Source organism: Mycobacterium sp. (assembly GCF_046095365.1).
Classification (GTDB): domain Bacteria; phylum Actinomycetota; class Actinomycetes; order Mycobacteriales; family Mycobacteriaceae; genus Mycobacterium.
This window is the reverse complement of sequence record NZ_JBJTJF010000164.1, coordinates 18,539-38,394: the sequence shown is the minus strand read 5'-3', so window position 1 is coordinate 38,394 and position 19,856 is coordinate 18,539. Positions and strand designations below refer to the sequence as shown.

General features: G+C 69.4%; 17 protein-coding genes. 8 read left to right on the top strand and 9 right to left on the bottom strand.

Translation table 11 applies throughout. The features are described 5' to 3' along the window. Window positions 1-289 precede the first annotated feature (289 nt). Window positions 290-1,438 (bottom strand): PrsW family intramembrane metalloprotease, encoded by a 1,149-nt coding sequence (locus tag ACKOQ4_RS12715; RefSeq protein WP_526292335.1) that lies wholly within the window; start codon window positions 1,436-1,438, stop codon window positions 290-292. A gap of 144 nt (window positions 1,439-1,582) precedes the next feature. On the opposite strand from ACKOQ4_RS12715, the gene rpsA reads away from it, so the two are divergent. Further along, a complete protein-coding gene (rpsA, locus tag ACKOQ4_RS12710) occupies window positions 1,583-3,037 on the top strand; it encodes a 30S ribosomal protein S1 (protein WP_526292333.1) in 1,455 nt (484 codons plus the stop codon). Between the two features lie 42 nt (window positions 3,038-3,079). Next, a complete protein-coding gene (gene coaE / locus ACKOQ4_RS12705) occupies window positions 3,080-4,234 on the top strand; it encodes a dephospho-CoA kinase (protein WP_526292331.1) in 1,155 nt (384 codons plus the stop codon). 7 nt (window positions 4,235-4,241) lie between these two features. Here coaE and ACKOQ4_RS12700 read toward each other — a convergent pair whose 3' ends face one another. The 3 genes from ACKOQ4_RS12700 to ACKOQ4_RS12690 are packed head-to-tail and all read right to left on the bottom strand — an operon-like array spanning window position 4,242 to window position 7,067. Beyond that, window positions 4,242-4,733 carry a hypothetical protein gene (locus ACKOQ4_RS12700; RefSeq protein WP_526292345.1) on the bottom strand — a complete coding sequence of 164 codons (492 nt, stop codon included), beginning with the start codon at window positions 4,731-4,733 and terminating at the stop codon, window positions 4,242-4,244. Between the two features lie 26 nt (window positions 4,734-4,759). Then, entirely contained in the window at window positions 4,760-5,260 is a 501-nt protein-coding gene (locus tag ACKOQ4_RS12695; protein ID WP_526292343.1) for a ribonuclease FAU-1 family protein, read from the bottom strand. Between the two features lie 4 nt (window positions 5,261-5,264). Continuing rightward, entirely contained in the window at window positions 5,265-7,067 is a 1,803-nt protein-coding gene (locus ACKOQ4_RS12690) for a SulP family inorganic anion transporter (protein ID WP_526292329.1), read from the bottom strand. Window positions 7,068-7,186: 119 nt separating this feature from the next. Here ACKOQ4_RS12690 and uvrB point away from each other — a divergent pair, with 119 nt between their 5' ends. The 3 genes from uvrB to ACKOQ4_RS12675 all read left to right on the top strand — a co-directional run bounded on the left by uvrB (window position 7,187) and on the right by ACKOQ4_RS12675 (window position 10,977). Further along, window positions 7,187-9,361, top strand: a complete 2,175-nt coding sequence (gene uvrB / locus ACKOQ4_RS12685; RefSeq protein ID WP_526292327.1) for an excinuclease ABC subunit UvrB — start codon at window positions 7,187-7,189, stop codon at window positions 9,359-9,361. Window positions 9,362-9,493: 132 nt separating this feature from the next. Further along, on the top strand, window positions 9,494-10,111 hold the full coding sequence (locus ACKOQ4_RS12680) for a hypothetical protein (RefSeq protein ID WP_526292325.1): 618 nt from the start codon (window positions 9,494-9,496) through the stop codon (window positions 10,109-10,111). A 5-nt stretch (window positions 10,112-10,116) separates the two neighbouring features. Beyond that, entirely contained in the window at window positions 10,117-10,977 is an 861-nt protein-coding gene (locus ACKOQ4_RS12675; protein ID WP_526292323.1) for a L,D-transpeptidase, read from the top strand. Between the two features lie 16 nt (window positions 10,978-10,993). Here ACKOQ4_RS12675 and ACKOQ4_RS12670 read toward each other — a convergent pair whose 3' ends face one another. Beyond that, window positions 10,994-12,544 (bottom strand): glycosyltransferase family 39 protein, encoded by a 1,551-nt coding sequence (locus ACKOQ4_RS12670; protein ID WP_526292321.1) that lies wholly within the window; start codon window positions 12,542-12,544, stop codon window positions 10,994-10,996. A 227-nt stretch (window positions 12,545-12,771) separates the two neighbouring features. Here ACKOQ4_RS12670 and ACKOQ4_RS12665 point away from each other — a divergent pair, with 227 nt between their 5' ends. Beyond that, the gene (locus ACKOQ4_RS12665; RefSeq protein ID WP_526292319.1) at window positions 12,772-13,215 is read left to right on the top strand and encodes a universal stress protein; all 444 of its coding nucleotides are present in this window, start codon (window positions 12,772-12,774) and stop codon (window positions 13,213-13,215) included. A gap of 32 nt (window positions 13,216-13,247) precedes the next feature. Here ACKOQ4_RS12665 and ACKOQ4_RS12660 read toward each other — a convergent pair whose 3' ends face one another. The 3 genes from ACKOQ4_RS12660 to ACKOQ4_RS12650 form a co-directional block, all read right to left on the bottom strand. After that, window positions 13,248-15,089 carry an Ig-like domain-containing protein gene (locus tag ACKOQ4_RS12660; protein ID WP_526292317.1) on the bottom strand — a complete coding sequence of 614 codons (1,842 nt, stop codon included), beginning with the start codon at window positions 15,087-15,089 and terminating at the stop codon, window positions 13,248-13,250. 564 nt (window positions 15,090-15,653) lie between these two features. Then, the gene (locus tag ACKOQ4_RS12655) at window positions 15,654-15,866 is read right to left on the bottom strand and encodes an Rv1893 family protein (protein ID WP_526292315.1); all 213 of its coding nucleotides are present in this window, start codon (window positions 15,864-15,866) and stop codon (window positions 15,654-15,656) included. A gap of 90 nt (window positions 15,867-15,956) precedes the next feature. Beyond that, window positions 15,957-17,030 (bottom strand): hypothetical protein, encoded by a 1,074-nt coding sequence (locus ACKOQ4_RS12650; protein ID WP_526292313.1) that lies wholly within the window; start codon window positions 17,028-17,030, stop codon window positions 15,957-15,959. A gap of 343 nt (window positions 17,031-17,373) precedes the next feature. On the opposite strand from ACKOQ4_RS12650, the gene ACKOQ4_RS12645 reads away from it, so the two are divergent. Beyond that, window positions 17,374-18,192 (top strand): bacteriorhodopsin-like, encoded by an 819-nt coding sequence (locus ACKOQ4_RS12645; protein ID WP_526292311.1) that lies wholly within the window; start codon window positions 17,374-17,376, stop codon window positions 18,190-18,192. 62 nt (window positions 18,193-18,254) lie between these two features. Here the strand turns inward: ACKOQ4_RS12645 and ACKOQ4_RS12640 are convergent, their stop codons facing one another. Further along, entirely contained in the window at window positions 18,255-18,686 is a 432-nt protein-coding gene (locus ACKOQ4_RS12640; protein WP_526292309.1) for a hypothetical protein, read from the bottom strand. A 178-nt stretch (window positions 18,687-18,864) separates the two neighbouring features. Between ACKOQ4_RS12640 and bsh the strand changes: the two genes are divergently transcribed. Then, a complete protein-coding gene (gene bsh / locus ACKOQ4_RS12635) occupies window positions 18,865-19,833 on the top strand; it encodes a bile salt hydrolase (protein WP_526292307.1) in 969 nt (322 codons plus the stop codon). Window positions 19,834-19,856 lie beyond the last annotated feature (23 nt).

Below are 19,856 nucleotides of genomic sequence, written 5' to 3'. Positions count from 1 at the left end.
GTGGGCGTTGCAGAACGAGGAGGCCTACGGGGTGTACCTGGCGCGGACGCAGGCCGGACCGGTTCTGGCGCGGCTGAACGGGGTGCCTGTGCGCTGACGGCGGCAACGGCGGACAACGGGAAAGGCCCCTCCGGATGGAGGGGCCTTTCCCGTTGCGGGCTAGACGATACCGCCGGTGCCGGCGGTGCCGCCGGCACCGCCGGCACCGCCGCTCAGTCCGGATCCGGCGCTGCCGGCTGTTCCCGGCGACCCGGGCGTACCCGGGTTGCTGGTGCCGCTGGTGCCGCCGTCAGCGCACAGGCACCCCGTTCAGCCGCGCCAGAACCGGTCCGGCCTGCGTCCGCGCCAGGTACACCCCGTAGGCCTCCTCGTTCTGCAACGCCCACACCCGGGCATCACCGAACCCGCGGTCGATCCGGTCGCGCACGTAGGCCAGTTCGACCACCTGCGTCAGGAAACGCTTCACCGACGAGGCGGCCGGCCGCCCGCCGGCCAGGCCGGCCGCCGTGACCGCGCCCTTGCGCGCCTTCATCGAGCCCAGCCAGGCTGCCTCCGCCGGCGTCAGCAGCCCTGCCGACATCATCGCCGGCAGCTTGCCGGCGATGATCTGCTGCTCCCGGCGCCGGCTGCCGACGGCCAGCGCGATCGACAGGGCGAACATCGGCATCATCCACACCAGGTAGACCCACAGGTAGGTGTTCGCGCCGAGCAGCGCCGACCCGTTCCACAGCCCGTGGATCAGCACCGCGCCCAGGTAGCCCAGCAGGACGTAACCGGCCCGCGCCGCCGCCGATCGCTGCTTGAGGGCGTAATAGACCCCGATGCCGATCATCGTGGTGAACAGCGGGTGCGCGAACGGTCCCATCACCAGCCGCAGCCCGGCGGTGGCCAGCGAGGTGGGGAGGGTCTCGGCGCCCGCGATGTAGAAGATGTTCTCCAGCCAGGCGAAACCCGCCGCGGTGAACCCGGCGTAGACCAGGCAGTCGGTCAGGGTGTTCAGTTCGTTGCGCCGCCGCCCCGTCATCATCAGCACCAGGAACAGGCCCTTGGCTGCCTCCTCCACCGCCGGGGCGACAACCGCCATCGCGACGAAACTCGGCTTGTCCCCGTCGGCCACCGCCCCACCGGCCAGGAAGCCGCTGATCAGGTGCTCGAACAGCACCGAGAGCACCACCGCAACCGAGGACCCCCACAGGAACGCCATCACCAGCAGCCGCGGCGGCTCCGGCTCCCACCGGTCCAGCCACAGGTAACAGAGCAGCACCCCGGCCGTCGCGACGGTGGCCAGGGTGAAGCCCAGCAGCGTCCCGCCCGGGTCGGCCGCGGTGGACAGCAGCAGGATCAGCCCGACGACGGTGCCCATCCCGATGATCGCCGCGAGCGGCGCCCCGACTTTGCGGACCTCGCGCGGCAAGGGCGGCACTGTGGCATAGAACACCACTGGAGAGTAGCTACGAGGGCGGCCAGGTTTGGTCGCTTGTGCCCAGTCGAGTACGCTCAGCCGGTACTCGCGTGCACATATGCGGGTCAACCAACCAAGAAAATGTCCCTACGACCACCCCTGTCCGGAGCAACCCCACACATGCCCAGTCCCACCGTCACCTCGCCGCAAGTAGCCGTCAACGACATCGGCTCGCCCGAGGACTTCCTCGCCGCCATCGACAAGACCATCAAGTACTTCAACGATGGCGACATCGTCGAGGGGACCATCGTCAAGGTGGACCGGGACGAGGTCCTGCTCGACATCGGCTACAAGACCGAGGGTGTCATCCCCTCCCGCGAGCTCTCCATCAAGCACGACGTCGACCCCAACGAAGTGGTGTCCGTCGGCGATGCGATCGAAGCCCTCGTCCTCACCAAGGAGGACAAGGAAGGCCGGCTGATCCTGTCCAAGAAGCGCGCCCAGTACGAGCGCGCCTGGGGCACCATCGAGGCGAAGAAGGAGGCCGACGAACACGTCACCGGCACCGTCATCGAGGTCGTCAAGGGCGGTCTGATCCTCGACATCGGGCTGCGCGGCTTCCTGCCCGCCTCGCTGGTCGAGATGCGCCGGGTCCGCGATCTGCAGCCCTACATCGGCAAGGAGATCGAGGCCAAGATCATCGAGCTGGACAAGAACCGCAACAACGTGGTGCTGTCCCGCCGGGCCTGGCTCGAGCAGACCCAGTCCGAGGTCCGCAGCGAGTTCCTCAACCAGCTGGTCAAGGGCGCGGTCCGCAAGGGCGTGGTGTCCTCGATCGTCAACTTCGGCGCCTTCGTCGACCTCGGCGGGGTCGACGGTCTGGTGCACGTCTCCGAGCTGTCCTGGAAGCACATCGACCATCCCTCCGAGGTGGTGCAGGTGGGCGACGAGGTCACCGTCGAGGTGCTCGACGTGGACATGGACCGCGAACGGGTCTCGTTGTCGCTCAAGGCAACCCAGGAAGACCCGTGGCGGCACTTCGCCCGCACCCACGCCATCGGCCAGATCGTGCCCGGCAAGGTCACCAAGCTGGTGCCATTCGGGGCGTTCGTCCGCGTCGAGGAGGGCATCGAGGGCCTGGTGCACATCTCCGAGCTGTCCGTGCGTCACGTCGAGGTCCCGGACCAGGTGGTGGCCGTCGGCGACGACGCGATGGTCAAGGTCATCGACATCGACCTGGAGCGCCGCCGCATCTCGCTGAGCCTCAAGCAGGCCAACGAGGACTACACCGAGGAGTTCGACCCGTCGAAGTACGGCATGGCCGACAGCTACGACGAGCAGGGCAACTACATCTTCCCGGAGGGCTTCGACTCCGAGACCAACGAGTGGCTCGAGGGCTTCGACTCTCAGCGCACCGAGTGGGAGGCCCGCTACGCCGAGGCCGAGCGGCGGCACAAGATGCACACCACGCAGATGGAGAAGTTCGCCGCCGCCGACGCCGCGGCCGGCGAGGAGTCCGCGGCCGCTTCCGGTGCCACCTCGTCGAGCACGCCCGGTGCCGACGAGTCGGCCGGCTCGCTGGCCGGCGACGCCCAGCTGGCGGCGCTGCGCGAGAAACTCGCCGGCAACGCCTAGCAGGTTCGGCGGAGCGCCGGAGGGCCGTACTGCCGGAGGATCATGCTGCGCATCGGCCTGACCGGGGGGATCGGCGCCGGTAAGTCGACGGTCTCGTCGACGTTCGCCGGCTGCGGCGCGGTGATCGTCGACGGCGACGTGATCTCCCGTGAGGTCGTCGCGCCGGGAACCGAGGGGCTGGCCGCGCTGGTCGACCAGTTCGGCACGGACATCCTGTTGCCCGACGGAGCGCTGAACCGTCCCGCGCTGGCGGCCAGGGCCTTCGTCGACGAGCAGCAGCGCGCCCGGCTCAACGCCATCGTGCACCCGCTGGTGGCCCGCCGCCGGGCCGAACTGGTCGCCGCGGCCTCCGAGGACGAGGTGGTCGTCGAGGACATCCCGCTGCTGGTCGAGTCCGGCATGGCGCCGCTTTTCCCGCTGGTCGTCGTCGTGCACGCCGACGCCGGCGAGCGACTGCGGCGGCTGGTCGGCCGCCGCGGGATGGAGGAGGCCGACGCCCGGGCACGGATCGCCGCTCAGGCCACCGAGGAGCAGCGCCGCCGGGTCGCGGACGTGTGGCTGGACAATTCCGGCGCCGAGGCGGCTCTGGTCGAGCGGGCACGTGAGCTGTGGTACGGCCGCATCCTGCCGTTCGCCCACAATCTGGCCGCGCACGCGCCGGCCGCCGGGCCGCATCCACTGGTGCCGGCCGACCCGTCCTGGGCCGCACAGGCCGACCGGATCACCGCCCGGCTCGCCACCGCCTGCGGACACCGGGCGCTGCGCATCGACCACATCGGGTCCACCGCCGTGACCGGACTGGACGCCCGCGACATCATCGACGTCCAGATCACCGTCGCCGACATGGACGCCGCCGACGAATTAGCCGGTGCGCTGCTCCAGGCCGGCTATCCGCGGGTCGAGACGGTCACCGCCGACCACCGATTCGACGCGGCGGAAGGGCTGTGGCCCAAGCGATTCCACGCCTCCGCCGACCCGGGGCGCCCCACCCACATTCATCTGCGGGCCGACGGCGCACCCAACCAGCGCTTCGCGCTGCTCTTCGTCGACTGGCTCAACGCAAATCCGGCGGTCCGCTCCGACTACCTCGATGCCAAACGTGCCGGCGCGGATCTGACCGGATGGTTGTCGCGAGCCTACCCGCGGGCCCGGTCCTGGGCGGAGGGCACCGGCTGGTCACCGCGACCGGCCGCCTGAGCGCCGATCAGTTCAGGGGATCTCCGGCGGAGACGTCGACCGCGGAGCCGGGCTGGGCCGGGGCGGGTGCGCTGTCGAAGACGTTGCTCAGCGGGGCGCCGCAGTTCATCGCGCCGTAGTCCGGGTCGTTGCGGGCCGGGGTGATCCGCGGGCTGATGAACTGGTCGGCCTGCACCACGAGCTGCTCGTCGACCAGGATCTCGCAATGCAGGTTCGCCGAGTACGGCCACTGGATCGAGATCCGCATACCCGCCTGTTTGGGGTCGGTCAGCACCGCGGTCGTCTCGAACATCCGGCCCGGCAGCATGGTCGGATCGGCGGTGTTGACCTGGGTGTCGCTGATCCGGTAGCTGACCAGGGCGCCGCGGGCCAGACCGTCGATCCGGGTCCGATAGGTGATGTTGTGCCGCTCGCCGTCGTCCGCGGCGGCGACGCCGGCGGCCGGCAACGCTGAGACCGCCAGCGCAACAACCGTCCCGGCTGTCAGCGTGCGTCTCATCGCTCCCACGGGGGACGAGCGTACGCCTATCGCCAGCTCAGCTCCATCCCGGCGCCGGCCAGCCAGGCGTTCAGGTCGTGGCCGTGGGCGGCGAGGCCGTCGACCGCGGCCATCGCCGTCCGCAGCGCCCGGCCGGCGGCCGCGCTGCCCAGCAGCCCGTGCCGATGCGCCTCGAGCAACTCTTCCAAGTCGACCAGTTCGGTGTCGCGCCCGGTGCGGACCACCAGGTCGAGGTAGTGGTCCTCGGTCCGCCAGCACTGCGGGCCGGTACTGATCGGGCCCACGTCGAGGTAGTAGTCCTGGTCGCGTTCGTGGCCGGGGTTGAAGTGAAAGACGTTGGCGCGCAGCCCGGCCTGGGGCAGCAGCCACGACTCGAGGTAGTGGAACTGTTCCCGGCCGGGGGTGGAGCGGGCCATGTAGAGGCCCCACGGCATCAGCCGGTACTCGTCGACCGCGCGCACGACCCCCTTCGGGTCGGTGTTGGTGCGTGCGACGAGGTCGAACGTCTCTTGCTTTGGCGGATGGATGCGTTCAGCGTACGGCGTCGGCGCCGGAGCCCGCTTTCCCGCCTTCCGCCCCGCCGCTGGGCCGGTTCGCCTGCAGGTTCGGGTAGGCGGCGATGGCCAGCGGAATGGTGTCGAAGAACCGGGAACGACCCAGCAACTCCGAGAACCCGCCGCCCTTGAAGGCCTTCTGGGTCCTGCCCTCCTGCACCACCACCAGGAACGGCACGTCGCGCAGCGCGGCGATCTCTGCCACGTCCGACAGCGCCTCGAAGCCGGTGAAGTCGACGTCGTCGATCCGGCGGGCATCCAGCACCAGCAGGTCCACCTGATCCTCGTCCTCGGGCACGTCGTCCTCGTCGTCCGGGATCTTGCCGGTCTCCGGCAGCGCGCCGATCAGCTGCATCCGAAACCAGCTGGCATTGCCGAACCACAGCGGGCCGTTGAGCGCGAACGCCGCGATCCCCGGGACCGGCGCCGCCCGGTCGTCGGTCAGCGGCAGCCAGGTTCCCAGCTGCGAGCGGCCCAGCCGGAGCAGCTCCGGCCGCGCGGTGCGGGAGGCCTGGTAGATGAAGGACACCAGCACGGCGAACAGCACCCCGTAGACGATGCCCAGCAGCACCGTGCCGAGCAGCGAGATCAGCATCAGCGCGAACGCCTTCCACGAGTACCGCTTGGTCGCCCGCATCTGGTCGACCCGGAAGATCTTGATCGCGATGTAGATCAGCACCGCCGACAGCGTCGCCATCGGCAGGTTCTCGATGATCTGGCTGAAGAACAGCACCACGATCGCCAGCGCGGAGGCGATCAGCGAGGCCAGCTGGCTGCGCGCCCGCGACTCGGCGATGATCGTCGTCGACGGCGGGCTGGCGTTGATCGTGAACGACCCGACCAGGCTGGAGGCGACGTTGGCCAGCCCCAGTGCCCGGAAGTCGGCGTTGATGTCGGTGTCGTATCCACCGAGGTTCGCCGCCGAGCGCGTGGTCGCCGCGGTCTGCGCCAGGCAGAAGATCCCGACGACCAGTGCGGTGGTCACCACCGCCTCGATCGAATCCAGCGAGAACGGCGGGAGACTGACCGACGGCAGGCCCCGGCTGAGCGGGCCCAGAACCGTGACGCCGCGGTCCTTGAGGTGCAAGACGAACACCGACAGCGTCGACAGCACCAGGACGATCAGTGCCCCGGGTATCCGCCGGTTGATCCTGGCGATTCCCAGCAGCACGGCCAGTGAGGCGAACCCCAGGATCACCGACGCGGCGTTGGTCTCCGGCAGATGCCTGACGAGGTGGGCGATCTTGCGCAGCGTGCGGCCGTGCCCCTCGGGGATGCCGAGCACGCCGGGCAGCTGGTTGACGATGATGATGACGGCGATGCCGCCGAAGAACCCGATCATCACCGGACGGGACAGGAAATCTCCGACCCAGCCCAGCCGGCCGACGCCGATGGTCAGCGTGAAGATCCCCACCAGGAAGGCGGTCACCAGGGCAAGTCCGATGTAGCGGTCACTCTCGGCCACCGCGCCCAGTGCGGTCAGGCCCGCGGCCAGGATCGGGGCGACCGTGCTGTCCACTCCCATCGCCAGGTGGCGGTTCGTCGAGACCGCCGCGGCGACGATGGTCGCGACGACGAAGCCGTACAGCCCGGTGATCGGGGGCATGCCGGCCAGGTGGGCGGTGGCCAGCTGCCCGGGCATCGTCACCGCGCCGAACGTCACGCCGGCGAGCAGATCCCTTCCCAGCCAGCGCCGGCGGTAGCCGCGCAGCGTGGGGAAGAGCCGGAAGTCCTCCCGCACCCGATTCGCCAGCGTTTCCGACACCGTGCGAAGGTCCACCAGTCGAGCCTAGGAATCCGGGGCCGCCGACGGGCCCCGATTGGACGGATCCCGGCAACCTTTCGTTCACCTTCCGTACACCATTGGGGGCTGTCCGGGGGACGTCCTAGTCTTGGGGCATGGCATTCGCCGCCGAACGTCCCGTGATCGCCCACTCCGAGTACCGGGCGGTCGACGACGTCGTGCGGACCGGCGCCCGCTTCGACGTGGTCAGCCCGCACCAGCCCGCCGGGGACCAGCCCGCCGCCATCGAAGAACTGGAACGCAGGATCAGGGCCGGCGAGCGCGACGTCGTCCTGCTCGGGGCCACCGGCACCGGCAAGTCCGCGACCACGGCCTGGCTGATCGAGCGTCTGCAACGGCCCGCGCTGGTGATGGCGCCGAACAAGACGCTGGCCGCTCAGCTGGCCAACGAGCTGCGAGAGATGTTGCCGCACAACGCAGTCGAGTACTTCGTCTCCTACTACGACTACTACCAGCCCGAGGCCTACATCGCCCAGACGGACACCTACATCGAGAAGGACAGCTCGATCAACGACGACGTCGAGCGGCTGCGTCACTCGGCCACCTCCGCCCTGTTGTCCCGCCGCGACGTCGTGGTGGTGGCGTCGGTGTCGTGCATCTACGGTCTGGGAACGCCGCAGTCCTACCTGGACCGCTCGGTGGAACTGCAGGTGGGCAGCGAGGTTCCGCGGGACGGGCTGCTGCGCATGCTCGTCGACGTCCAGTACGACCGCAACGACATGTCGTTCACCCGCGGCACCTTCCGGGTGCGCGGGGACACCGTCGAGATCATCCCGTCCTACGAGGAACTGGCCGTGCGCATCGAGTACTTCGGCGACGAGATCGAGGCGCTGTACTACCTGCACCCGCTGACCGGTGACGTCGTGCGCAAGGTCGACTCACTGCGGATCTTCCCGGCCACGCACTACGTGGCCGGCCCGGAGCGGATGGCCCAGGCGATCTCCTCCATCGAGTCCGAACTCGCCGAGCGGCTCGCCGACCTGGAGAACAAGGGCAAACTGCTTGAGGCGCAACGGCTTCGGATGCGCACCAACTACGACATCGAGATGATGCGCCAGGTCGGGTTCTGCTCGGGCATCGAGAACTACTCCCGGCACATCGACGGCCGGCCCGCCGGGTCGGCGCCGGCGACCCTGCTGGACTACTTCCCGGAGGACTTCCTCCTGGTCATCGACGAGTCGCACGTCACCGTCCCGCAGATCGGCGGCATGTTCGAGGGCGACATGTCCCGCAAGCGCAACCTGGTCGAGTACGGGTTCCGGCTCCCTTCGGCCGTCGACAACCGCCCGCTGACCTGGGAGGAGTTCAGCGCCCGGGTGGGGCAGACGGTGTACCTGTCGGCCACCCCGGGTCCCTACGAACTGGCCCAGACCGGAGGCGAGTTCGTCGAACAGGTGATCCGCCCGACCGGCCTGGTCGACCCCAAGGTCGTGGTCAAGCCGACCAAGGGCCAGATCGACGACCTGATCGGGGAGATCCGGGCCCGGTCGGAGCGCGACGAGCGCGTCCTGGTCACCACGCTGACCAAGAAGATGGCCGAGGACCTCACCGACTACCTGCTGGAGATGGGCATCCGGGTGCGCTACCTGCACTCCGAGGTCGACACCCTGCGCCGGGTGGAACTGCTGCGCCAGTTGCGGCTCGGCGACTACGACGTGCTGGTCGGCATCAACCTGCTTCGCGAGGGTCTGGACCTGCCGGAGGTTTCGCTGGTGTCCATCCTCGACGCCGACAAGGAAGGGTTCCTGCGCTCGACACGCAGCCTGATCCAGACCATCGGGCGTGCGGCCCGCAACGTGTCCGGCGAAGTGCACATGTACGCCGACAACATCACCGACTCCATGCGCGAGGCGATCGACGAGACCGAGCGCCGCCGGGCCAAGCAGATCGCCTACAACACCGAACGCGGCATCGACCCGCAGCCGCTGCGCAAGAAGATCGCCGACATCCTCGATCAGGTCTACCGCGAGGCCGACGACACCGAATCCGCCGAGTCCGTCCCGGTCGGCGGGTCCGGCCGCAACGCGTCGCGCGGGCGCCGTGCCCAGGGCGAGACGGGCCGGGCTGGCAGCGCCGGAGGCTCCGGCCTTCTCGAGCGCGACACCTCGTCTATGCCGCGCGCCGACCTGGCCGACCTGATCAAGGACCTCACCAACCAGATGATGGCCGCCGCGCGGGATCTGCACTTCGAACTGGCCGCCCGGCTGCGCGACGAGATCGCCGACTTGAAGAAGGAACTGCGCGGCATGGACGCCGCAGGCCTGAAGTAGCGCCCGGCGGTGTCCGGTAACCGCGACGGCACTGCTTGAGCACGGTTCGGTAACCCCCCGATTCGCCTGCGCGCCGGCGTTCTTACACATCTGTAGTTTCGGCTCAGACCGAACCACGGAATGGGAAAAATCATGTCAAGCACCACCACTCGGTTCCACATCAAAGTCGTTGCCGGCGCCGGACTGTTCGCAGCCGCTCTGGCGCTGAGTCCCGATGCGGTGGCCGTCCCTGTGAAGACGGGCGGCTACGACTGCGTTCAGGACGCGGCCGGTGCGGTGGGGGCGATCGCCGACGGACCGGTGGCCGCGGCCGCGGTCCCGTGCGCCGGCGCGCCGATCGCCGACATGGCCGGGATCCCTTTGGCGCTGCCCGGGCCCGTACCGGTCGTGGCCCCGGTGCCGCTCGGCGCGGCCGCCGTGCCGGTGCCCGCGGTCGTTCCGCCGGTGCCGGTGGTCGTTCCGCCGGTGCCCGCGGTCGTTCCGCCGGTGCCCGCGGTCGTTCCGCCGGTGCCCGCGGTCGTTCCGCCGGTGCCGGTGGTCGTTCCGCCGGTGGTCGCCGGCGGCCCGGTCGCCGCCGCCGTGGGAGGGCCGATTGCCGCCGCGGCGGGCGCCCCGATCGCGGCCGGACTCCCGATCGCCGACATGGCCGGCGGGAAGGGTGCCGCGACGGGGCCGCCGCCGCCCGGTGAGCCGGTGCCCGGCCAGCCCATTCTGCCCGGTCCGTTCGGCGCGCCCCCGGCATCGGGGTAGAAGCCATGCGGGTTGTTCTGCGCTGCTGTCTCGCGATGGTCGGGATCGCCGCGAGTACGTTCGTGGGGCCGGCCGGGGTGGGTCAGGCGACGATCAAGCGGGCCGTTCCGGACCGGATCGCCGTCGAGTCGGTTGCTCCGGCGCCCGACCAGGTGGTCGGAGTGGCGCACCCGGTCGTGGTGACGTTCACCGCGCCCGTCGCCGACCGGGTCGCCGCGGAGCATTCCCTGGGCATCACCTCGTCACCCCCCGTGACGGGCACGTTCCAGTGGCTCGGCGACGACGTCGTGCAGTGGGTTCCCGACCAGTTCTGGCCGGCGCACAGCACGGTGGCCCTCTCGGTGGGGGGGCGCCCGACCAAGATCACCACCGGGCCCGCCGTCGTCGGCGTCGCCAGCATCGCAGACCACACCTTCACCGTGACCATCGACGGCGCCGAGGCCGGGCCGCCCTCGTCGCTGCCGGCCCCGCACCACCGGCCCCGCTGGGGCGAGGCGGGCGTGTTCCCGGCGACCATGGGCCGGCCGGCCTACCCGACCCCGGTCGGCATCTACACCGTGCTGTCCAAGGAACGCGGGGTGGTGATGGACTCCAGCACCGTCGGCATCCCGGTCAACAGCCCGGACGGCTACCACCTCACGGTCGACTACGCCGTCCGCTTCACCAGCCGCGGACTGTTCGTCCACTCCGCCCCATGGGCGATCAACGCCCTCGGGAACGACAACGTCAGCCACGGCTGCATCAGTCTGAGTCCCGAGGACGCCGAGTGGTACTACAACAACGTCAACATCGGTGACCCGGTGATCGTGCGGCAGAACAGCCTCGAGGTTCCCAAGCCGGTGATCAAGACGCGTCAAAACCGCTGAATCGCAACGGGACCGGTCACCGCGTCGACTTCGTCACCTGGGCGAAACTGAACTGCCAGCGTTCGACCACGTGGAAGCCGAACCGGCTGGGAACCTGATACGCCATCGCCCGCGCCAGCCTCGGGCCGGGCGGCAGTGCCGGTCCGCGCTGATGCTCGGGTACCGCCGGGTCGCGCTCGGTGACCGTCCAGATCGCCGGGCACCCGGGCATCTGGTCGGCCCACGCCCACACCGCAATGTGGCCGTCCCACAACCGATCCCGTTGCACCGCCGTGCGGCCCCGACCGTAGTCGCGTAGCTTGCCGTAGACCGCGGGCCGGGCCGCGGTGATCGGCCTGATCGGACCGGGGGACCACCTCGTCGAATTGTCCAATATCAGGCAATCGCCCGGCGCCGCATTCCGGTCGATGACGTCGGCGACGGCGCTGTAGTCCATGTAGGCCTTGGCGTAAGGCCCGCGCTGGAACAGATAGGTGGGCAGCGATGCGGCTGCGAACACGACGACGACAGCGGCGATCCCGGCCCGGGACCAGCCCAGCGCCACGACGCACATCCCCAGCAGAAGTGCGAACGCCGGCACCGTGAACGACAGATAGCGTGGGTAGTAAATCGGATGGCGCAGCACCGAATACAGCAGCAGTGCGGCCGTCGGCGCGAGGATCCAGGTGAGTGTCAGGGCGAGGAACGCGCCGAGGCGACGCGTCACCGATCCCAGTCCGCACAACACCCCGCCGGCGATGATCAGCCCGCCGGCCACCGCGGCCGGCAGTGACTGGTCGAAGTACTGCTCCTGCAGGATCTCCCCGGCGGTGCCGGCGCCGAGGTGCGCGATCCACTGCACCTGGAACAACTGGGACTGGCTGAACAGCAGAAACGGAGCCGTTGCGGCCACGGCCACCGCCGCGGCCGGCGTCCAGCACCGAAGAGCCCGAAACCGTGCGGTCCGGAGGCCGAACGCCGTGACGGCCACCGCATGCGCCGGGACGATCAGCACCAGGAAGACGTTGAGCAACACCGCTGCGGCCAGCAGCACGGAGTAGACCGGCCAGTGCCACCAGCGACCGCGCCGCGCGGCCCGCACGCAGAACACGGTCAGCCAGACCGCCGCAGCCATGCACAGCGCGTACGAACGGGTCTCCATGCCCGCCCAGGTCACCCGGGGCAGCAGTGCGAACACGAGTCCGGCGGTCACCGCGACGGCACGGGTGGAGGTCTGCTTTCCCAGCACCACCACACCCGCGGCCGCGGCGCCCGCCGCCAGGGCGCTGGACAGCCGGGACAGGAACTCGGTGGCCGGGAACACCGCGAACCAGCCGTGCATCAGCAGGTAGTAGAGGCCGTGCACGGCGTCGATGTTGTGCACCATCCGCCACAGTTCCGGCAGGGTCCGGGTGCCCGCCGAGATGGTGGCGGCCTCGTCGAACCAGAACGAGGGCCGGGCCGCGCCGGCGGCACTGACCGTGACGGCCAGCAGGGCGATCGCCGGGGCATCCCACCAGGGGCGGCGCGCCCGAGTTCGCCGGCCGGTCGCGACCGCCGGGGCACGTTCCTGCACCGAGGTGCTCACGCCGTCCGATCCCTCATCGCCACGGCAAGACGGTATCCCCGGCCGGCCGCCGGGCGCGCTGCGGAGGCCGTTGACGCCCCCCGGAGGCGTGCCGGGAACGGTTTTCCCTCGTCGGGCGGTCTCCGGCCGGATACCCGCCCGGCCAGGTGTCGGCGAATCGCATCCTGTCGGCGGTCGAAGGCGTTACTGTTTGCGGTTGGCGCAGCAACTCGTACTGGAGGGCACTAATGGGCGGTTACAAAACCGTGGTCGTCGGCACCGACGGCTCGGACTCGTCGTTTCGCGCGGTCGACCGGGCGGGCCAGCTGGCTTCCGGCCCTGACGGCAAGGTGATTGTGGCGACCGCATACCTGCCCACTCCCGAGGACACCCGTGCCGCCGACACGCTCAAGGACGAGGGCTACAAGATGGTCGGCAACGCCCCGATCTACGACATCCTGCGCGACGCCGCCGAGCGCGCCAGGGCCGCCGGGGCCGCCGACGTCGAGGAGCGGGCCATCGAGGGTGCGCCGGTGGATGCTCTGGTCGAGCTGGCCAACGAGGTGGGGGCGGATCTTCTGGTGGTCGGCAACGTCGGTCTGAACACCATCGCCGGCCGACTGCTCGGGTCCGTTCCGGCGAACGTGGCGCGCAAAGCCACCAGCGACGTTCTGATCGTCCACACCACCTGACCCGCCCCTCGGCGGCGTCCTCGACGAGCCGGCTAGACCCGGATGGCCCAACCGGCTGACGGATCGGTGGCCAGGCTCAGCACGTCGACCGCCTCGAACGCGCTCAGCGGCACGGTGCGCAGTTCCCGCTGTGCGGTCAGGTGGTCGGTGCCCGCCCAGCCGTTGCTCATCGCCAGCAGGGTCGCGCCGTCCTGTCCGGCGCCGATCGAGTCGAACACCACCGCGCCGTGCTGCTGCAGCGCCCGCAGCACCACCTGGGTGGCCGGGGAGTAGCCGCTGACGTCGAAGTCGGAACTCAGTCGGAACACCGTGCCCATCGGCACGCCGTCGGGGTTGGTGCCGGTGCCGTCCCCGGCGCGGGCCGGCCACGTGTAGCCGGTGCCGCGGTCCTTGGCGATCGCGATGCCCAGCATGTGGTCGATCGAGCCGCGGGCCAGGTCGTCGGGCCGCAGGATCAGCGGCAGGTAGGGCAGCCGGGAGGCGTTCGCCCAGCCTTTGGCCGGGTATAGCGGTGAGTTCATGTCGACCTGGACCCCGGCCTCGGCGATCCACGCCGAGCCGTACTGGCTGGCGTAGGCGGCGTTGCCGAGCGCGTCCAGCGGGCTGTTGGCGGGCATCTCCACCCCATTTGCCACGTTGTAGAGCTCCTGGGAGGTGCAGGTGCCCTCCTGGAACACCAGCAGGTGGCGGTCCCAGGCCGGGACGTTGGGCATCCCCTCGACCAGGGGGCGGTCCGGGATGGCGTAGGGCCGGTTGTCGATGCTCGGGCCGCTGGTGACCAGGCCGCGGTTGAAGATGACGGTCTCGGTGGGCCGGCTCGCGCTGACGGTGTTCACCGGCATGCCGGCGGTGTTGTTCATCCACACCTCGCCGCCCCACGCGGCACGCAGCGTGCCGCCCAGCAGCTGGGTCCAGGCGCCGGACTCGGGCAGCACCGGCAGCGTGCTCACATCGGCGTGGAACACGGTGTCGGCCGGCATCAGGGTGCAGCCGCAGAACGTCGACAGCGGAGCCGGCGGGGCGGCGACGACCCCGATCGGAACGGTGACCGGCACCGCGACAATCCCGCCATGGGCGTCGTCGACCGTGACGGTGAAGCTGTCCTGCCGATCGGTCGTGCCCGCCGTCGGCGCGGCGGCGCCCGCGAGGGCCTGGCTGGTCGGGGTATAGCTGAATTCGCCTGTGGCCGAAACGGTTACGGATCCCTTCGCGGTGGTTGACGAGCCGCTGTAGGTCAGTGCGTCACCATTGGGATCGGTGCCTGAGACGGCTCCGGTGACGATGCCGGTAACCGGGTCGGGGGAGCCCACCCGGACGGTGGCGCTCGGCGGGTTGTTGAACGGCGCGACGGTGACGCTGACCTGACGGGTGGTGCTGTGCCCGCTCAGGCCGAACAGCCCGAACGTCATCAGGTTGATCAGGCCGTCGAAGCCGTGGATGTGGAACCCGCTGGCGGAATCGTCGACGGTCACCGCGAAGCTGTCGGTGTACCCGGCGTGCGCCAGGGCCGGGTCGGCGGTGTAGGCGTATCGACCGCCGGCGACAGTGACGGTGCCGTGGGCCGGGGGGCGGGTCACGGCGATGCCGACGGCGGTGCTGTCCGGGTCGTTCACGGTCAGCGCGCCGGTCACCACGCCGGCGGGGGACTGCCCGGTCTGGGTGGTTGCCAGACCCGGTGAGGCGTTGTTGATCAATGCGGCGATCGGGTTTACGCCGGCCGCCTTCGCCGAGGGCGGCGCGGCGGTGAGGGCCCCCTCCGTGGCCTCGGTGGCCGCCGACGGGCGCACCGGAGCGCGTCGCGCAGCGGCCAGCGCTACCCAGGACACCGGCGACTCGACCGGCCCGGCCGGTGACCACCCGAACAGCGAGTTCATAGTGCGACCGGCCGGACTGCGGTCCGCATCGGCCGCCGAAACGACACCGGGCGCGGCCTGGCGGGGCGCGGAAACGACGTCCGGCCCGACGTCGTCGGTGATCCGCGCCCGAGGGATGCGGGCTGCGGCCGGGGGAGTCGCGGCCGGCTCCTGCGAATCCGGGGTCTTCGCCGCCGGCGACGCAGCCGGCGGATCGAGGCGGACCTGGTCAGCGCGCGGCGCCTGCCGCGCCGGTGTATCCGGCCCGGCTACGGCGGTACGGCGAGCCGGGTCGGCCCGCCGGTGCCGGTTGCGTACCGCGGCCCCGCCGCGGGCGGGAGCCCGGGACGTCGACTGCGCTCGCCGGTGTGAATCCGTGCGGATCCCCGGGTCCGGGCTGGTTGCCGTATCGGCCACCGCAACGCTCGGAACTACGGCTCCGAGGCCGAAACCGATGCCCACGGCGATAGCCAGTGTGCCGATACGGCAGGCATGGGCTGCGGCATTCATGGATTTCCCCTTTGCTCGGCACCACCTTAGCCGGAGGTGTCGGCAAATATCCAGACGGCGCCGCGCCGCGGCGGGTTACTCGTCGCTCTTGCCGGTGATGACCTCTTTGGCCTTGCCCACCGCGTGGGTGGCGATGTCGGTCGCGTCCTCGACGATCGCACTTGCTCCGCCGGCGATGTCACCTTTGACGATCTGGCCCGCGTCCTCGACGATGTCGGCGGCCTTCTCGACGGCGTGAGCCGCGATGTCCTTGGCTGCGTTGATGGCGTTCTTGGGATCGAAGCCCATGATGCCCTCCTGGGGTAGGGATGATTTGCTTCCGACCCTAGACCTGCCCCGAAGAGGACGCCGCCCAACGCCGGTAATGCCGGCGCTCGGCTATCCCGCGGCGCGGGCCGCCCTGGCCCGCAGGGCAGCCCGCGCGGCCTTGCCGGTCCCGACCTTGGCCCGCTTCAGTGCCGGGGCCGACACGGTCTTCGCGGCCGGCCCTTCGGCGGCCGGCGCGGGCTCGGGGGCGGGGGCGGTGGCGACGGCGGGGGCCGGCACCTCGGCGGTCTTCGCGGCGGCGGCACCGGAGACCTCGAGCTGGTTGGACACCAGCATCGCGTCACCGAGGGCCTGGCCCAGACCGATCACCGGGGCGATCGCGCCGGTCGGCCAGCCCGGGTCGCTGACCGTGGCGGCGGACCCGTCCAAGTCGCGAAGCGGAAGCGTCTCCTGCTGCAGTTCGACCGCCAGCGAGTCGAACGCCACCCCGCCGCCGTAGGGGTGAACGTCGGAGCCGGGGAGCGTCGGCGGCTCGTAGGCCCGCGGAGCCACGTTGAGCAGACCGCCCATATTCAGGCCGATCTTGGTGACCTGCGGCGGCAGGTCGATCCCGAGCTTGGGCGCGATCGCCGTCAGGTCCAGATACTTTCCGCCGTTGAGGAAGGCATTGGTGACGTTGGCCGGAATGTTGATCAGCTCGTTGAGCGCAGCCGTCACATCGCCGTCCTTGAAGTACGTGCCGATCGCGGTGAAGCTCTGGGTCAGCTGGATCAGCGGGGAGATGACCGTTCCTGCGAAGCCGAGCAGTTCGCCGCTGAACGGCGACGCGGCGAATTCGATGAGCCTGTCCACCTCGTCGGAGGCGTCGGCCAGCAGGAAACCGTAGACGGTCTGCTGGCTGATCGGGAAGCCGGCGATGCTGGTGACCAGGGCGTCGGAGATGAGTTCCGGCATCGGTTCGTAGGGACCCTTGAAGAAGGTTTCGATGTTGCCCCTCACCTGGCTGGCGATAAGGCCGATGTCCGGCAGCTCCTTGAGGTAGGTCAGCTGGTTGCGGGCGATCGTCGTCAGGATCGGAAGCGGCTGTTGCAGGTAGAGGACGGGCAGAGCCACCAGGTTCTGCAGTGAGGTCCGCAAGGTGGTCAGCCACGGGGTGATCGGGTCGATCGAGGCGGCGAGGTTCACCGCGAGAGCGCTGACCCCGTGATCCCGTGCGAGCGGCGCGTGGGAGGCTGCCGGCTGGAGCGGGGAAACAACGATGGCGCCCACGCCGACCACGGCGATCCCCGCCGTCAGACGGGAACGAATTGACAACTCCACGATCGCAGACCCCCTCCGGGTGACCAGGTTGGTGATGAGGATAGCGCGTGTCCCACCCGGACTTTGCTGCCGCCCGGGCCGGTGCTCCTGTAACAAACTCCTGTAACAAATTAGTGACGCGAACAAAAAAAGCCGGGTTACCCGGATGCGTGGGCTTAGGGTAAGTGTGCTTACACCGACACCGGCCTCGCTGCCCGGAAGGAAACAGATGATCCCTGACGTATTGTCAAAGGCTCAATTCGACACCGTTTACAACTTCTTCTCGCTGACGATCGCGGCCCAGCTGTTCACCGCGCTCTTCCTGCTGGCGTCCCAGCGCCGGGTGCTACCCCGGTACCGGCAGGCCCTGGTGATGTCGGCGATCGTCTGCGGTATCGCCGCCTACCACTACTTCCGCATCTTCGACTCGTTCAAGGCGGCGTTCGTCACCGATGCCAAGGGCGCCAAGGGTGACTACGTGCAAGCGGTCGGGGAGTCCTTCAACGAGGGCTATCGCTACGTCGACTGGCTGCTCACCGTGCCACTGCTGCTCGCCGAACTGGTCGTCGTGCTGGCCCTGGCCCGCAAGCTGCAGAACTCGCTGCTGATGCGGCTGATCCCGGCGTCGGCTCTGATGATCGCCCTGGGCTATCCCGGCGAGATCAGCTCGGACAACCTGACCCGCAACGTGTGGGGCCTGCTGTCGACCATCCCGTTCCTCTACATCCTCTATGTGCTGTTCGTCGAGCTGACCAGGTCTCTGGACCGCCAGCCCGAGGCCGTGCGGGACACCGTCAGCAAGATGCGCATCCTGCTGTTCGCCACCTGGGGCGTCTACCCGATCGCCTACCTCCTGCCGATCTACTTCGGGCACACCGGGGCGGCGGCATGGGTGGCCAAGCAGGGCGGCTACTCGATCGCCGACATCCTCGCCAAGTGCCTCTACGGCCTGCTGATCTACCGCATCGCCCGGCTGAAGTCCTTCGCCGACGACGCGGAGTTCGCTGAGCTCGAGGGCGAGTCGCACACGCGGTCTGTCGCCGCCTGACCCCGACCCGATCGCCGGGTGCCCGCACGGGTGCCCGGCGATCGGCTTTCGCGCCGCCTGCGCTACTGCCTGGAAAGCTCCACGTTGATGGCTGCGGCGTCTTTGCCGCTCTCCGCGTACTGTCCCCTGATCTTGCCGTCGACGAGCTTTCCGTCGAAGTAGCCGTCCTCGTCCGTGATGAGGATGTCGCCGTCTGGCCCGACGACGCCGTGCACCACCTCCCGCTGCGGCTTCTCGCCCGGGTCCGTGTGCTCCTTGTAACCGGTGAAGGCCTGGCCATCGGCCTCCGCGATGACCACGGTCGCCTCGAACCCCTTGTTCTCCGGGGTGACCCGAACTCCCCGCTCATAGCCGTCGCCCGCCTGAATCCACGTGCCCTTCAAGTCCGCGCCGGTGGGAACCTTGGCCGACGGGGCTGCGCTGCAGCCGGCGGCGATTGCGATGATTGCGCCGGCCGCGCCCACACGGGCGAGGGCGGAGATGGTGTGCTTCATGCTGCTCCCGGGGGGTTGATGGCGATTTTATTTATCATGACGGCTTTGGGACGGACCCCCAAGTTGGACGTGGAACCGCCCGGGACCCACGCATTCCCAGCCAAGTGCGAGTTCAGTGCTGTCGTCAGTTCCGTCGCACGTTCCGAGCCGATCCGACCGATCACGTAACGTTCGCGCTGTGTGCACCCGCGTGTTGTGGAACTCGAACGAACTTGCCGTCCTGGCCGGGCGCAGCATGGACTGGCCGGAATCCACCGAGCCGCTCATCGTCGCGTTCCCGCGCGGACGGGTCCGTGACGGGATTAACCCGCCCGGACTCGCCGCCGATCCGAACCCGTTGAGGTGGACCAGTCGTTACGCGAGCCTGGTCACGACCCTGTACGGGCTCGGCACCGTGGACGGCCTCAACGAAGCCGGACTCGCGGTGCACGGGCTGTATCTTCAGGTCGCCGATTTCGGTCCACGCGACCCGGCCAGACCGGCTGTCGCGGCCACGATTTGGTTGCAGTACCTGCTGGACCAGGCCGCGACGGTAGCCGAGGCGCTGGCGTTGTTGGAGAACATCGAGATCCTCAAAGTCAGCGCCCACGGCCACGACTCGAACCTCCATCTCGCGATGGAGGACGCGACCGGTGACTCCGCGATCGTGGAGTACGTCGAGGGCAGGCGGGTCGTCCACCATGGCCGCCAGTACACCTTGACGACAAACGATCCGACCTACGACGAGCAGTTGGCGCTGCTGGCCAAACAGGACTTCTCCCATCCCGGCAGCGAGATGCCTTTGCCCGGCAACGTCAATCCCGTTGACCGCTTTCAACGCGCCGCCTACTACTCCGCGCTGCTGCCCACACCGCAGTCCGAACGGGAGGCGGTGGCGGGCGTGCTGGCCATCATGCGCAACGTCTCGGTGCCCTTCGGTGCGCCCTACCACGACTTCGGCATCTACAACACCGAGTACCGGACCGTGACCGACCTGACCCACCGGCGCTATTACTTCGAGTTGACGACGAGCCCCAACGTGATCTGGATGGAGATGAGCCAGCTCAACCTCGCCGAGGGCGCACCTACCATGGCGATCGACCCCTACGACTACACGCTGATCGGTGACGTCACCGACAGGTTCGAGCCGAGAGAGTTCCCGTTCTAGATTTCACCCCTGCCCGAGTCCGC